General features: G+C 71.0%; 12 protein-coding genes. 2 read left to right on the top strand and 10 right to left on the bottom strand.

What is annotated here, in order from left to right; translation table 11 throughout:
* Position 1 precedes the first annotated feature (1 nt).
* Entirely contained in the window at positions 2 to 802 is an 801-nt protein-coding gene (locus ACFYXB_RS09125) for a methylenetetrahydrofolate reductase (RefSeq protein WP_389579560.1), read from the bottom strand.
* A 157-nt stretch (positions 803 to 959) separates the two neighbouring features.
* The gene (locus ACFYXB_RS09120; RefSeq protein WP_389579557.1) at positions 960 to 1,565 is read right to left on the bottom strand and encodes a GPP34 family phosphoprotein; all 606 of its coding nucleotides are present in this window, start codon (positions 1,563 to 1,565) and stop codon (positions 960 to 962) included.
* A 264-nt stretch (positions 1,566 to 1,829) separates the two neighbouring features.
* Here ACFYXB_RS09120 and ACFYXB_RS09115 point away from each other — a divergent pair, with 264 nt between their 5' ends.
* The gene (locus ACFYXB_RS09115) at positions 1,830 to 2,789 is read left to right on the top strand and encodes a TIGR01777 family oxidoreductase (protein ID WP_389579459.1); all 960 of its coding nucleotides are present in this window, start codon (positions 1,830 to 1,832) and stop codon (positions 2,787 to 2,789) included.
* Here the strand turns inward: ACFYXB_RS09115 and ACFYXB_RS09110 are convergent.
* From ACFYXB_RS09110 to ACFYXB_RS09095, 4 genes are all read right to left on the bottom strand, one after another.
* Positions 2,786 to 3,295, bottom strand: coding sequence for an O-acetyl-ADP-ribose deacetylase (locus ACFYXB_RS09110; protein WP_351353114.1), 510 nt, complete (start codon positions 3,293 to 3,295; stop codon positions 2,786 to 2,788). The genes ACFYXB_RS09115 and ACFYXB_RS09110 overlap by 4 nt on opposite strands.
* Positions 3,292 to 4,701 carry a phytoene desaturase family protein gene (locus tag ACFYXB_RS09105; protein ID WP_389579456.1) on the bottom strand — a complete coding sequence of 470 codons (1,410 nt, stop codon included), beginning with the start codon at positions 4,699 to 4,701 and terminating at the stop codon, positions 3,292 to 3,294. The genes ACFYXB_RS09110 and ACFYXB_RS09105 overlap by 4 nt, the downstream gene beginning before the upstream one ends.
* Positions 4,702 to 4,952: 251 nt before the next feature.
* On the bottom strand, positions 4,953 to 5,801 hold the full coding sequence (locus tag ACFYXB_RS09100; protein WP_389579453.1) for an inositol monophosphatase family protein: 849 nt from the start codon (positions 5,799 to 5,801) through the stop codon (positions 4,953 to 4,955).
* Between the two features lie 86 nt (positions 5,802 to 5,887).
* On the bottom strand, positions 5,888 to 7,699 hold the full coding sequence (locus ACFYXB_RS09095; protein WP_389579450.1) for a gamma-glutamyltransferase family protein: 1,812 nt from the start codon (positions 7,697 to 7,699) through the stop codon (positions 5,888 to 5,890).
* A 254-nt stretch (positions 7,700 to 7,953) separates the two neighbouring features.
* Here ACFYXB_RS09095 and ACFYXB_RS09090 point away from each other — a divergent pair, with 254 nt between their 5' ends.
* The gene (locus tag ACFYXB_RS09090; RefSeq protein WP_389579447.1) at positions 7,954 to 8,616 is read left to right on the top strand and encodes a hypothetical protein; all 663 of its coding nucleotides are present in this window, start codon (positions 7,954 to 7,956) and stop codon (positions 8,614 to 8,616) included.
* A gap of 32 nt (positions 8,617 to 8,648) precedes the next feature.
* Here ACFYXB_RS09090 and ACFYXB_RS09085 read toward each other — a convergent pair whose 3' ends face one another.
* The 4 genes from ACFYXB_RS09085 to ACFYXB_RS09070 all read right to left on the bottom strand — a co-directional run bounded on the left by ACFYXB_RS09085 (position 8,649) and on the right by ACFYXB_RS09070 (position 13,740).
* Entirely contained in the window at positions 8,649 to 10,181 is a 1,533-nt protein-coding gene (locus tag ACFYXB_RS09085) for an NCS1 family nucleobase:cation symporter-1 (protein WP_389579445.1), read from the bottom strand.
* A 158-nt stretch (positions 10,182 to 10,339) separates the two neighbouring features.
* The gene (locus tag ACFYXB_RS09080; RefSeq protein ID WP_351353097.1) at positions 10,340 to 11,359 is read right to left on the bottom strand and encodes a TIGR03842 family LLM class F420-dependent oxidoreductase; all 1,020 of its coding nucleotides are present in this window, start codon (positions 11,357 to 11,359) and stop codon (positions 10,340 to 10,342) included.
* A gap of 10 nt (positions 11,360 to 11,369) precedes the next feature.
* Positions 11,370 to 12,773: a dihydropyrimidinase gene (gene hydA / locus ACFYXB_RS09075; protein ID WP_389579442.1), complete on the bottom strand. Its 1,404-nt coding sequence runs from the start codon at positions 12,771 to 12,773 to the stop codon at positions 11,370 to 11,372.
* A 124-nt stretch (positions 12,774 to 12,897) separates the two neighbouring features.
* Positions 12,898 to 13,740, bottom strand: coding sequence for a nitrilase-related carbon-nitrogen hydrolase (locus ACFYXB_RS09070; protein ID WP_389579440.1), 843 nt, complete (start codon positions 13,738 to 13,740; stop codon positions 12,898 to 12,900).
* Positions 13,741 to 13,822 lie beyond the last annotated feature (82 nt).

Below are 13,822 nucleotides of genomic sequence, written 5' to 3'. Positions count from 1 at the left end.
GTCAGCCTTCGTGTCGGAACCGGGCGATCCACTCCGAGGTCGCGTGCAGCCCACCGAACGTGTAGAAGTGCACTTTCAGCTCGCCGTGGCGCCCCGGGTCGTACTCCTGGGCCAGTTCGCGTAGAAACCGGTCCGGGCCCGCCGTGTCCACGAGGTTGGTCAGCGAGAAGCCGTACTTGCGGGCGATGGAGGCGCTGGCGCCGACGCCGAAGCGAGCGGCGTAGCCCAGCAGGCGGCGTACGCCGGCGGGGCCGGGGACGCCTATGCGGATCGGCAGGTCGACGTCGCGGGCCCTTACCGCCTCGACCCAGTCGAGGACCGGTTCGGCGTCGAAGCCGAACTGGGTGATGACATTGCCCTCCAGCCGCTCGGCGCCGAGCACCGCGTGCTTGTCGGTGAGCGCCGACCACAGGGAGTGCTCGGTGATGGCGGGGTGACCCTCCGGGTAGCCGCTGATGCCGACGTGGCGGACGCCGTGGCCCTGGAGGAGCCCGGTGCGGATGACGGCGAGCGCGTCCTCGTACGGGCCCTCGGGACGGGCGGGGTCGCCGCCCACCACGAACACGTTCTCACCGGTGCCGTCGGCCTCCAGGCCGGACAGGAACCGCTCCAGGTCGGCCCGCGAGGGCAGGCGGCGGGCGGAGATGTGCGGGACGGGGACGAAACCGAGGCGCTTGACCGCGCGGGCCGCGGCGAGGCGCGTCTGGAGGTCCTCGTGGCCGAGGAAGGTGACGTTGACGCGGGTGCCCTGCGGGATGCCGTCCCGGGCCTCCTCGAGCTTCGGTACGTCCTTGCCGGTCATCTCGAGGGAGAAGTCCTCCAGCAGTGCCTTCGCCGGTGCGGGCGGTGCCGTGGTACCCGGGTTCAAGCGCGCTCCTTCGTCTCGGGCCAGGTCGGACGTTGATGTGAACGGTCCTGAGTGCCCGTCGTATTCCTCGTGATCTCCTCTTGTGCCCTGGTCAGGGGGCTCGCCAGACGTTGTCGAAGGCGGCCTCCTCGATGCTCCGGCGCTGTCGGGTGGCCTGCAGTTCCACCACCGCGTCGTTGACGGCGGCCAGCACGGTCACCACGGCCTCGTCGACGCGGTCCGCGAAGTCCTCGGCGGGCTCGTCATGGATGCCGATGGCGGCCGCGAGGGCGCCGAGGACGGGCTCGTCGGACTCCCAGCGCTCGGCCGCCCGGCGCCGGTCCGGCGAATCGACCAGTTCCGTCCGGCCGGTGCGGATCGGGAGGATCGAGTGCCGTCGCCGGGCGACCAGGCCGTCCTTCTCCAGGGCGGCGAAATAGGCCGCGTACAGGCCACGGCCCCGACGCCACAGCCAGTCCTCGACGGACTCGTACGGCGCCTGCCGGTCCAGCGCGCCCGCCGCCGCGTCCAACAGCACGTCGCCAAGCACCGGCTGGAGACGCGGCACGATGCGGTCGCCGTCCAGGGAGAGGGCCTCGGCGTCAAGGAGATCGAGGAGCTCGGCTCCGGCGAGTGCCAGCGAGAGCTCGCCCTGCTCGACGGGCGGCTCGGGGGCCGCATCGAGGGTGGCGATCAGGAGGTCCCGCGGTGTGGTCATGTCGGACTCCAGGTCAGAGGCGTCGTCGGCGCCGCGCGGGGCGGAGCGCCGCCCACGGCTGCGGTTCGCGGCTGCGGGCCGTCGTACCGGCGGAGTATGCCGCATCACCACCATGTGGTGCGGAGCGCCGATACGCAGCATGGAGACAGACACTGCCCGTGACGGGGGCCCCACCCCCGCTCGGCTTCCCGGAAACCCACCCCTATTTGAACGCGTTCAAATCTGCGGGCTAGGCTGGTGTCAACCGAAGCAGAGGGGGGCTCGATGAAGGTTGTACTGCCCGGGGGGACCGGACAGGTGGGCACGGTCCTGGACCGTGCGCTGACGGCGGCGGGTCACGAGGTCACGGTCTTGACCAGGCACCCTGAACAGGAACGTCACATCGGCTGGGACGGGGCCGCGCTGGGCCACTGGGCGGCGGCGGTCGACGGCTGCGACGTCGTGATCAACCTGGCCGGCCGCAGCGTCTCCTGCCGCTACACCGCCGAGAACCCACGGGCCATGATGGATTCCCGGGTGGATTCGGCGCGGGTGATCGGCGAGGCGATCGCCGCCGCCGAGCGGCCACCGCGGGTCTGGCTGCAGATGAGTACGGCGACGATCTACGCCCATCGCTACGACGCGGCGAACGACGAGTCGACGGGAGTGATCGGCGGCTCGGAGGCCGGGGTGCCCGACTACTGGGCCTACAGCGTCGAGATCGCGAAGAACTGGGAGCAGGCGCAGGCCGAGGCGCGGACACCGAAGACGCGGAAGGTGGTGCTGCGCTCGGCGATGGTCATGAGCCCGGATCGCGGCGGGGTCTTCGACGTACTGCTGCGGCTGGCGCGCCTCGGTCTGGGCGGGCCGGTCGCCGGCGGTGCGCAGTACGTCTCCTGGATCCACGACGAGGACTTCGTGCGCGCGGTGGAGTTCCTGATCGCCCGCGACGACCTCGAAGGGCCGGTCAACCTCGCCTCGCCGGGCCCGCTCCCGCACCGGGCGTTCATGCGGGCTCTTCGCACCGCCTGGGGCGTCCCGGTGGGGCTGCCGGCGACGCGGTGGATGGCGGAGCTGGGCGCGTTCGCGCTGCGCTCGGACACGGAGCTGCTGTTCAAGAGCCGCCGGGTGGTCCCGGGCCGGCTGCGCGCGGCCGGATTCGACTTCGCGCATCCGGAGTGGGACGGGGCTGTCGCGGACCTCGTCCGGCGGGTGCGGTCGATGCGGCCCGGCCTGTTCGGCTAGCCGAGCCGGCGGGCGAACGCGTCGTACGCACGCTCGTCGAAGAGGACGAATCTGACCTCTTCGACGGCCGTGTCCGTCCCGCGCACCGTCTCCACCGCGATGCGGGCGCCGTCGTCCATGGGCCAGCCGTAGATACCGGTGGAGATGGCCGGGAACGCGACCGTGCGGGCGCCGAGGTCGTCGGCCACTTCGAGTGAGCGGCGGTAGCAGGACGCGAGGAGCTCCGAGCGGTCGTCGGAGGACGACCAGACCGGGCCGACCGTGTGGATCACCCAGCGGGCAGCCAGTTCGCCGGCGGTCGTGGCGACGGCCTGGCCCGTGGGCAGTCCCTTGCCGTAGTGGGAGGCGCGCAGCTTGCGGCACTCCTCGAGGATCGCGGGGCCGCCGCGCCGGTGGATCGCGCCGTCCACGCCTCCACCGCCGAGGAGGGAGGAGTTGGCGGCGTTGACGATCGCGTCGGCTTCCTGGCGGGTGATGTCGCCCTGGACGAGTGTGATGCCGGTCATGTCTGTCTCAGCCTCCTCCAGACGGCCTTGGCCGCGTTGTGGCCGGACATGCCGTGCACGCCGGGGCCGGGCGGGGTGGCCGACGAGCAGATGAACACCGCGGGGTGCGGGGTGTTGTACGGGAACAGGGACAGCTTGGGGCGCAGCAGGAGCTGCAGACCGGAGGCCGCGCCGGTGCCGATGTCGCCGCCGACGTAGTTGGCGTTGCGGGCGGCCAGCTCGGGCGGCCCGGCGGTGGCGCGGGCGAGGACGCGGTCGCGGAAGCCGGGGGCGAAGCGCTCCAGCTGGCGCTCCATGGCTTCGGTGAGGTCGCCGGTCCAGCCGTTCGGCACATGGGCGTAGGCCCAGAAGACGTGCTTGCCCTCGGGGGCGCGGGTGGGGTCGGCGACGCTGGGCTGCACGGTGATGAGGAACGGTGGTTCGGGGGCGCGGTGCTGGCGGGAGGCAGCGCGCAGGGCGGCGCCGATCTCCGCGCTGTCGGCGCCGATCTGTACGGTGCCGGCGTCGCGCGCCTCGGAAGCGGTCCAGGGCACCGGGCCGTCGAGAGCGTAGTCGATCTTGTAGACGCCGGGGCCGTAGCGGTAGCTCGCGTAGTGGTTGCCGAAGCCCGCGATGCGGGCCAGGGCGGTGGGTGAGGTGTCGAAGACGTACGCGCGCGCGGGCGGCAGGTCGTCGAGGCGCTTGACCTCGTAGTCGGTGTGTACGGCGCCGCCGAGGTCGTCGAGATAGGCGGTGAGGGCGTCGGAGATCGCCTGGGAGCCGCCGCGGGCCACGGGCCAGCCGCGCGCGTGCGCGGCCAGGGCGAAGACCAGGCCGACGGCGCCGGTGGCGACGCCGCTGAGCGGGGCCATGACGTGGGCGACGAGTCCGGCGAACAGGGTCCGGGCGCGCTCGTCGCGGAAGCGGCGCAGCAGCCAGGAGGACGGCGGCAGCCCGGTCAGGCCGAAGCGGGCGAGGGTGACCGGGTCGCGCGGGAGCGTGCTGAGCGGCAGGGACATGAAGTCGTGCGCCAGGGTGTCCCACTTGGGCAGGAACGGCGCGACGAGTCTGCGGTACGTCCCCGCGTCGCGCGGTCCGAGGGAGGCGGCCGTCTCGGCCACGGACCGGGCCAGCACGGCGGCCGTGCCGTCGGGGAACGGGTGGGCCATGGGCAGCCGGGGGTGCAGCCACTCGAGGCCGTAGCGCTCCAGGGGCATCGCGCGGAACGCGGGCGAGTTGACGCCGAGAGGGTGTGCGGCGGAACACGGGTCGTGACGGAAGCCGGGCAGGGTGAGCTCTTCGGTGCGGGCGCCTCCGCCCACGGTGTCGCGGGCCTCGAAAAGGGCGACGGAGAAGCCGCGGCGGGCCAGCTCCACGGCAGCCGTCAGCCCGTTCGGCCCCGCTCCCACCACGACCGCATCGAGCATCGACGGCACCTTCGGACCCCTTCGTCAGCCGATGGCCACTAGGGATCAGCATATGCCGGGCCACTGACACCGCAGGCGGCGCGGGGTCGGTCGCCCACCGGCGAAACGGGCCGGTGGGCCGGGTGTCCGCAAGCGGAATCAGGGGGTGGCGGCGACCTCCCACGGGCAGCCGACCGCAGTCCCCGCAAACGGAATCGGTGGTGACGGGCAGCACCTCGTCGCCGGCGACCGCGGCCCGCTGATACGGAGTCTCAGTCGTTGCTGCCGCGCAGCAACTCCTGTACCCGCTCGGCCGTCGCCGCATCCCGTGCCGCCGTGAACGGGAGGGCGTTGCCGCCCGTGATGCGGAACGGTTCGCCCGTGAGGGTGAGGTGGGCGCCGCCCGCCTCCTCGACCAGGAGCAGGCCCGCCGCATGGTCCCAGGCGGCTTCCCAGGAGAAGGCGGTGGCGTCCAACTCGCCGCGGGCCACGGACAGATACTCCAGTCCGGCGGAGCCGCACGCGCGCGGGGCGACACCGTCGGTCCACAGGCCGAGCAGCGAGCGCTTCTGCTCGTCCGTCGTGTAGTCCGGGTGGGAGGTGGCTATGCGCAGGTCCCGGCCGGGCTCGGGTGGGCCCGCGAGGAGCCGTACACCGTCGAGATACGCGCCCTGGCCCCGTACGGCCGTGGCGAGTTGGTCGCGGGCCGCCGCGTACGTCCACGAAGCGAGGACGACGCCGCGGTGGGCGAGCGCGACCAGGGTGCAGAAGCCGGGGTCGCCGTGCACGAACTGCCGTGTGCCGTCGACGGGGTCGACGATCCAGACGGGCGCGTCGCCCCGAATCGCGTCGTACGTCGCCGGGTCGGCGTGGACCGCCTCCTCGCCGACGACCACCGAGCCGGGCAGCAGGGCGCCGAGCGCCTCGGTGAGGTACTTCTCCGCGAGCCGGTCGGCGTCCGTCACCAGGTCGTGCGGCCCGCTCTTCTGGTCGATCTCGTGGTCGGCGAGCCGGCGGAAGCGGGGCAGGATCTCGGCCGCGGCCGCCTTGCGGACCGCTTCCTCCACGTCGGCCGAGTGTCGTGCGAGAAACTCGTCGATGGTTTCCGTGTTGTCGAACATGCCTCCATAAGAGCACGCACCACTGACAACCCCCACCCGTTCGGTGTACGCCGAATGGAATCGGGACGAACAACCGGTTCCGCGGATCAACGGCCGACCGCGTACCCCTGCATCCCGCGCGGGTTGGCCGCCGCCGACAGGATCCCGGTCTGCGGGTCCCGGGCCACCGCGCACAGCCGCCCCTCGGACCAGCCGTCGGCGACCGTGACGTCGTGTCCGCGCCGCCGCAGCTCCTCGACGACCGAGGGGTCCGTGCGGTTCTCCACCGTGACGCTGCCGGGGCGCCTGCCGCGCGGGTGGAAGGAGCTGGGGAAGCTGTCGTTGTGCCAGTTCGGGGCGTCGACGGCGCCCTGGAGGTCGAGTCCGCCGCGGACCGGGGCGCGCAGGGCGACGGCGAGGAAGAAGTGCAGCTGCCACTGGTCCTGCTGGTCACCGCCGGGGGTGCCGAACGCCAGCACCGGCGTCCCGTCGCGCAGCGCGATCGACGGGGTGAGAGTGGTGCGCGGGCGGCGTCCGGGAGTGAGGGAGCCGGGCAGGCCCTCCTCCAGCCACGTCATCTGGAGCCGTGTGCCGAGCGGGAAGCCGAGTTCGGGCACGACCGGGTTGGACTGGAGCCAGCCGCCGCTGGGCGTGGCCGCGATCATGTTGCCCCAGCGGTCGACGACGTCGAGATGGCAGGTGTCCCCGCGCGTGCTGCCGTCGGCGGCGACCTCGGGCCCGCCGGGGAGCTTCGCGACCGTCGGCTCGCCCGCTCCCATCGGGTCGAAGCCGGTGTCGGCCGGGGCCACCACGCGCGCGTGCGCGGGCAGCCGCGGGGCGCGGCCGCCGGGGCTGCCCGGACGCAGGTCGTACGAGGCCTGGTCGTCGACGAGGGTCCGCCGCCCCGCGTTGTAGGCGTCCGAGAGCAGTTCGGCGAGCGGCACCTCGGCCGCGTCGCCGTACCAGGCCTCGCGGTCGGCCATGGCGAGCTTGCAGCCCTCGATCAGCAGGTGGACGTAGTCGGCGGAGCCGTACGCGGGCAGTTCGGGCGGCAGCAGGGCGAGTTGCTGGAGAAGGGCCGGGCCCTGGCTCCAGGGGCCGGCCTTGCACACGGTCCAGCCGTTCCAGTCGTACGTCGCGGGGGTCTCGTAGGTCGCCGACCAGCCCTTCAGGTCGGCCGCCGTGAGCGTGCCGGTGTGCCGCTCGCCGCTGTTGTCCAAGGTGGGCCGCCCGGCCTGCCGTACCAGCGCCTCGGCGATGAAGCCGGAGCGCCACACCTCGCGCGCCGCCTCGATGCGCGCCTCCCTGTCGCCCGCGCCGCCGGTCTCGGCGAGCAGTCGCTTCCAGGTGGCGGCGAGGGCGGGGTTGCGGAAGAGGCGGCCGGGCCGGGGTGCCTGTCCGTCCGGCAGGTACACCTCCGCCGACGAGGTCCACTCGGTCTCGAACAGCTCACGGACGCTCTCGACGGTGCCGCCGAGGTTCTCCACGGGCGCGTGCCCGTGCTCTGCGTACCCGATGGCGTACTTGAGGACGTCGTCGAGGGTCTTCGTACCGTGGTCGCGCAGGAGCAGCAGCCAGGCGTCGAAGGCGCCCGGCACCGCGGCGGCCAGCGGTCCCGTACCGGGTACGAGATCCAGACCGAGTCCCCGGTAGTGCGCGACGGTCGCACCCGCCGGTGCCACGCCCTGCCCGCACAGCACCCGTACCCCGCCGCCCGCCGGGGCGAGGAGGATCGGCACCTCACCGGCGGGCCCGTTGAGGTGCGGCTCGACGACGTGCAGCACGAAGGCGCCCGCGACGGCGGCGTCATAGGCGTTGCCGCCGTCCTCGAGCACGGCCATCGCCGACTGCGAGGCGAGCCAGTGGGTGGAGGACACCATGCCGAAGGTGCCCTGGAGCGTGGGCCGGGTGGTGAACACGGGGACTCCTCACTGCGGCGGCGACGGACCGTACGATCGTACGCAGCCGCGGGCCGGAGCCCGGCCGGTGGCAGGTGTGTGACCCCGAAGAGCACGGTTCGTCCCGCGATGCGCGGTGCACCGTCGGCGCTTCACCGTCACGGCGCGGGTACAGAGCGAGTTGGCACTTCCGCCCCACAGTCAGTCGTGTGACACTGGCGTCCCGTCCGCGGTGCGGACCACCTCCGCACACCCTCCCCCACGAGAAGTGTGTCGTGTCCTCCCTTCCTCTGCCGCTCACCCTCACCGCGCGTCTGTCGCCGGTCGCCGTGCTCGCCGCGGCCGGCTGGGCGCTGACGTCCGGCCCGTTGGCCGCGGCTCCGGCCGCCGAGCACCAGCCGGAGCAGAAGACCGCGAGTCAGTCGGCCTCGGCCCCGTCCTCGACGGCCGTGTCGAAGACGTACGCCGGCGCTCCCTCCCCGTGTGCGAGTGTGGGTGAAGCGACCGTCAAGTCCCTTGTGCCGGGCGCCAAGACGGCGGGCAAGGAGATCCCGTCGACGGACACGAAACTGCGCCGCACCTGCTCCTGGAACGCGCTCAAGGGCTACGACTACCGCTGGCTCGACGTCTCCTACGAGATCACGCAGTCGGACGACGCGGCGAAGAAGGAGTACCAGGAGCGCGTCAAGGAGAAGAAGGGCGGAGGGGACGTGCCGGGTGTCGGCGACTCCGCCTATTCCGTAGTGAACCTGACGAGCGAGGACAAACAGGACACGCGCGAGGGTGTGGTGATCGTCCAGGCGTCCAACGCGCTGGTGATCGTCACCTACAACGGCAGCGACTTCGAGTCGAAGAAGGCACCCTCCACGGACGAGATCAACAAGGGCGCCATCAAGGCGGCCAAGAACGCCGTGGCCACGCTGGAGGGCGATCAGTAGTCACAACTGACCGCCCTCCGAGGGCAGTTCGGTCAAGCAGCGGCTTCCGTACGGCCCTTGCCGGTCAGCAGCATCAGCGCCAGGTACAGCACCAGCGAGGTGCCGAGGCCCACTGCCCAGCCGTAGTCGGCCAGCGAGGACAGCGCCGGGATCGGGGTGCCGTCGAACAGCGGCTTGAAACTCGCGCCGCCGATCGCCAGCACACCGCCGGCCAGGAAGGCCACGACCGCCCGCCAGTTCCAGCCGCCCTCGTACCAGTAGCGGCCGCCGTTGCGGTACAGGTCGGTGAGGTCGAGGCGGGTGCGGCGCAGCAGCCAGTAGTCGGCGATGAGGATGCCGGCCACCGTGCCGAGCAGTCCGCCGACCAGGCCGAGCCAGGTGAAGATGTAGCCCTGCGGGTCGGAGTACAGCTTCCACGGGAAGATCAGCACCGCGAGGACGGCGGTGATCAGGGCTCCGGCGCGGAAACTGACCTTCCGGGGAGCGATGTTGGAGAAGTCGAACGCGGGCGAGACCAGGTTGGCCGCGATGTTCACGGAGAGGGTCGCCACCAGCACGGTCACCAGCGCGTAGACCAGGCCCACCACGTTGTCGGTCTTGGCGGCCAGCTGGACCGGGTCCCAGACCGGTTCGCCGTACACCGCCTGCGAACCTGACGTCACCAGCACGGACAGGAACGCGAACAGCGTCATGGTGGTCGGCAGACCGAGGGCCTGACCCCAGGTCTGGGCCTTCTGGCTCTTGCCGTACCGGGTGAAGTCGGGGATGTTCAGCGACAGGGTGGACCAGAAGCCGATCATGCCCATGAGGGAGGGCCAGAACAGCTTCCAGAAGTCGCCGCCCCAGCCCAGCTTGGAGGGCTGGTCGAAGAGCGGGCCGACGCCGCCGGCCTTGTTGCTCATCCACCACAGCATCACGAAGGCGCCGACGAGCACGAAGGGCGCCGCCCAGTTCTCGAAGCGGCGGATGGTGTCCATGCCCCGGTAGATGATCGCGATCTGGATCACCCAGAAGATCGCGAACGACAGCCACATCGTCCAGGCATAGCCGCCGATCTTCGACGCGTTCGCCCAGTCGTCGCCGATCAGCTTCCCGGCGAGGAAGTAGATGGCCTCGCCGCCGATCCACGTCTGGATACCGAACCAGCCGCAGGCCACCAACGCCCGTACGACAGCGGGCAGGTTGGCGCCGCGCACGCCGAAGGAGGCGCGGGCGAAGACCGGGAAGGGGATGCCGTACTTCGGCCCCGCGTGGCCGGTGAGCAGCATCGGGACGAGCACGATCAGGTTGGCCAAGGCGATGGTGAACACGGCCTGTTTCCAGTCCATGCCCACCGCGATGAGACCGGAGGCCAGTGTCCAGGAGGCCGTGTTGTGGGCCATACCGACCCACAGCGCGGAGAAGTTGTACGTGGTCCAGGTGCGCTTCTCGACGGGGACCGGAAGCAGGTCCCGGTTGGCGTACGGGCCGCTGGGCTGCGGCGAGCCGGGCGCGATCTCCACCCGGCCGTCGGCGAGGGTGACTTGGGAGGTCGGCGTTATGGCCGTGGGAGCGGTGTCGGTCATGGGCGGGCCAATCGACTGAGGCGGGAGGAAGTTGCCGTGCGGGCGGCGCCGAATGGGGGGTGCGCACCTGGGCGGACCGAGGGGGAGCGTCCTGGGCCCCCTCCCCGGGACGGCGGGAAGGGGGAGTTCACGAGGCGGGTCGGCTGTTGACCGGTGGATCAGCTGTTGACCGCGGGGATCACCTTCGCGCCGTACGCGTCGATGACCGCTTCCTGGGCGTCGTGCATGTCGTAGACCGCGAACTGGTCGACGCCCAGCTCGCGCAGGGCGCCCAGCTTCTCCACGTGCCGCTCGACGGGGCCGATGACGCAGAACCGGTCCACGATCTCGTCGGGCACGAACTGGGTGTCGGGGTTTCCGCTGCGCCCATGGTGCGAGTAGTCGTAACCCTCGCGGGCCCTGATGTAGTCGGTGAGTTCGTCGGGTACTGCCGCGGAGTGCTCGCCGTACTTGGCGACCAGGTCGGCGACGTGGTTGCCGACCATACCGCCGAACCAGCGGCACTGGTCGCGCGCGTGGGCGAGCGCCTCGGGCGAGTCGTCCTCGGTGACATAGGCCGGGGCGGCAACGCAGATCTTCACGTCGGCGGGGTCGCGCCCGGCCGCCGCTGCCGCATCCTTCACGGCCTTGACCATGTACTCGGTGAGGTACAGGTCCGACAGCTGGAGGATGAACCCGTCGGCCTCCTCGCCGGTCATCTTCAGCGCCTTGGGTCCGTACGCGGCCATCCACACGGGGAGTTCGGCGCCAGGCTTGATCCACGGGAACTTGACGACCGTGCCGCCGAGGTCGGCCTCCTCGCCCCGGCCGAGGGCCCGGATGACCTTCATGGCGTCGCTGATACGGGCCAGCGTGTTGGGCTTGCGGCCGGCGACACGCATCGCCGAGTCCCCGCGGCCGATGCCGCAGATCGTGCGGTTGCCGAACATGTCGTTGAGGGTCGCGAACGTGGAGGCGGTGACCTCCCAGGTGCGGGTGCCCGGGTTGGTGACCATGGTTCCGACCGTCAACTTCTGTGTATTGGCCAGGATCTGACTGTAGATCACGAACGGCTCCTGCCACAGCACGGCGGAGTCGAAGGTCCAGCCGTACCGGAAGCCGTTGCGCTCGGCCCGCTTCATCAGGCTGATCACACGGGAGGCCGGCGGATCGGTCTGCAGGACGAGTCCGAAGTCCATGGCGCCACTCCTAGTTGAGGTACTGACAGGTGGAGCGCGGGGTGTAGACGCCGTGCCCGGCGTGTCCGGTGTACTCCCGCTCGGTGATGACGAGTTCGCCGCGCGAGAGGACCGTCTCGACCCGGCCGGTGGTGCGCTTGCCCTCGTAGGCCGAGTAGTCGACGTTCATGTGGTGAGTGTCGGCGGACATGACCTGCTCGGCGTGCGGGTCGTAGATGACGACGTCGGCGTCGGCGCCCGGGGCGATGGTGCCCTTCTTCGGGTACAGGCCGAACATCCGGGCCGGGGTGGCGCAGGCGATCTCGATCCAGCGGCGGCGCGAGATGTGCCCGTCCACGACGGCCTGGTGGAGCAGGTCCATACGGTTCTCGACGCCCGGCAGACCGTTGGGGATCTTCGAGAAGTCGCCCCGGCCCAGCTCCTTCTGGCCCACGAAGCAGAAGGGGCAGTGGTCGGTGGAGACGACCTGCAGGTCGTTGGTCCTCAGGCCCTTCCACAGCTGGGCCTGGTGCTCCTTGGGCCGCAGCGGCGTCGAGCACACGTACTTGGCGCCCTCGAAGTCGGGCTCGGCGAGGTTGTCCGTCGACAGGAACAGATACTGCGGACAGGTCTCGCCGAAGACGTTCAGGCCCTCGTCGCGCGCCCGGGCCAGCTCGGCGACCGCCTCCGTCGCCGAGACGTGCACGACGTACAGCGGGGCGCCCGCGACCTGCGCGAGCTTGATGGCGCGGTGGGTGGCCTCGGCCTCCAGCAGGGCCTTGCGGACCTCGCCGTGGTACCGGGGGTCCGTCTCCCCACGGGCCAGCGCCTGCTCCACGAGCACGTCGATCGCGATGCCGTTCTCGGCGTGCATCATGATCAGGCCGCCGTTCTCGGCGGAGCGCTGCATGGCGCGCAGGATCTGGCCGTCGTCGGAGTAGAAGACGCCCGGGTAGGCCATGAACTGCTTGAAGCTGGTCACACCCTCCTCGACCAGCAGGTCCATCTCCTTCAGCGTGTCCTGGTTCACGTCGGAGACGATCATGTGGAAGCCGTAGTCGATGGCGCAGTTGCCCTCGGCCTTGGCGTGCCAGGTGTCCAGGCCCTCGCGCAGCGAGTGGCCCACGCTCTGCACGGCGAAGTCGACGACCGTGGTCGTACCGCCCCAGGCGGCGGCCCGGGTGCCGGTCTCGAAGGTGTCGGAGGCGAAGGTGCCGCCGAAGGGCAACTCCATGTGGGTGTGGGCGTCGACGCCGCCCGGGATGACGTACTTGCCGGTGGCGTCGATGATCCGCTCGGCCGTGAAGGCCTCGGCGGCGGGGGTGCCGGAGGCGGCGAGGGCGGCGATCCGGCCATCCTCGATGAGGACGTCGGCGTGGATTTCGTCGGACGCGGTGATGACGAGTCCACCGCGAATTAGGGTACGGCCGGTCATGCTGCTCCCCTGGGTGCGTGGTCGAAGTGACGGTTCGTTGTGGCTGGTCGCGCCCGCGCGGCGGCAGCCGCACATCGAGCACAGCCCCGCGCCCCTTGCGGGGCGCGGAGGTGGGCCGGAGCTGTTACGGAGCCGTCAGCGGCGGATAGGCGTCGGGACGGCGGTCGCGGTAGAACTGCCAGCGGTCCCGGACCTCGCGGAGTTTCGCCAGGTCCAGGTCGCGAACCACCAGTTCCGTCTCCTTGTCGCTCGCCACCTCGCCGACGAACTGGGCCTCCGGGTCGACGAAGTACGTCGTCCCGTAGAAGTCGTTGTCGCCCAGCTCCTCCACGCCGACCCGGTTGATCGCGCCGACGAAGTACTCGTTGGCGACGGCCGCCGCCGGCTGTTCCAGTTGCCAGAGGTAGGCGGACAGGCCGCGGGAGGTGGCCGAGGGGTTGAAGACCATCTCGGCGCCCGCCAGGCCCAGGGCACGCCAGCCCTCGGGGAAGTGGCGGTCGTAGCAGATGTAGACGCCGATCCTGCCGACGGCCGTGTCGAAGACGGGCCAACCGCTGTTGCCGGGACGGAAGTAGAACTTCTCCCAGAAGCCCTGCACCTGCGGGATGTGCGTCTTGCGGTACTTGCCGAGGTAGGAGCCGTCCGCGTCGATCACGGCAGCGGTGTTGTAGAGGACACCGGGCTGCTCCTCCTCGTACATCGGCAGGACGAGGACGAGGCCCAGTTCCTTCGCGAGTGCCTGGAAGCGCTTGACGGTCGGGCCGTCGGGGATGCGCTCGGCGTACTCGTAGAACGCCTTGTCCTGGACCTGGCAGAAGTACGGTCCGTAGAACAGCTCCTGGAAGCACAGGACTTGGGCGCCCTGCGCGGCCGCGTCGCGGGCCGCCTGCTCGTGGACCTGGATCATGGACTCCTTGTCGCCGGTCCAGGCGGTCTGGAAGAGGGCGGCACGGATCACTCTGCTCATCGGGACCTCCGGTCGCTCGGTGTGCGGCGAGCTTAGGAAGGCCCGGAGGCGTCTTTGAGGTGCAGCGTGTCACGTCTGCGGG

It is taken from the genome of Streptomyces sp. NPDC002619 (assembly GCF_042889305.1).
GTDB lineage: Bacteria > Actinomycetota > Actinomycetes > Streptomycetales > Streptomycetaceae > Streptomyces.
This window is presented reverse-complemented; position numbering and strand designations above follow the sequence as displayed.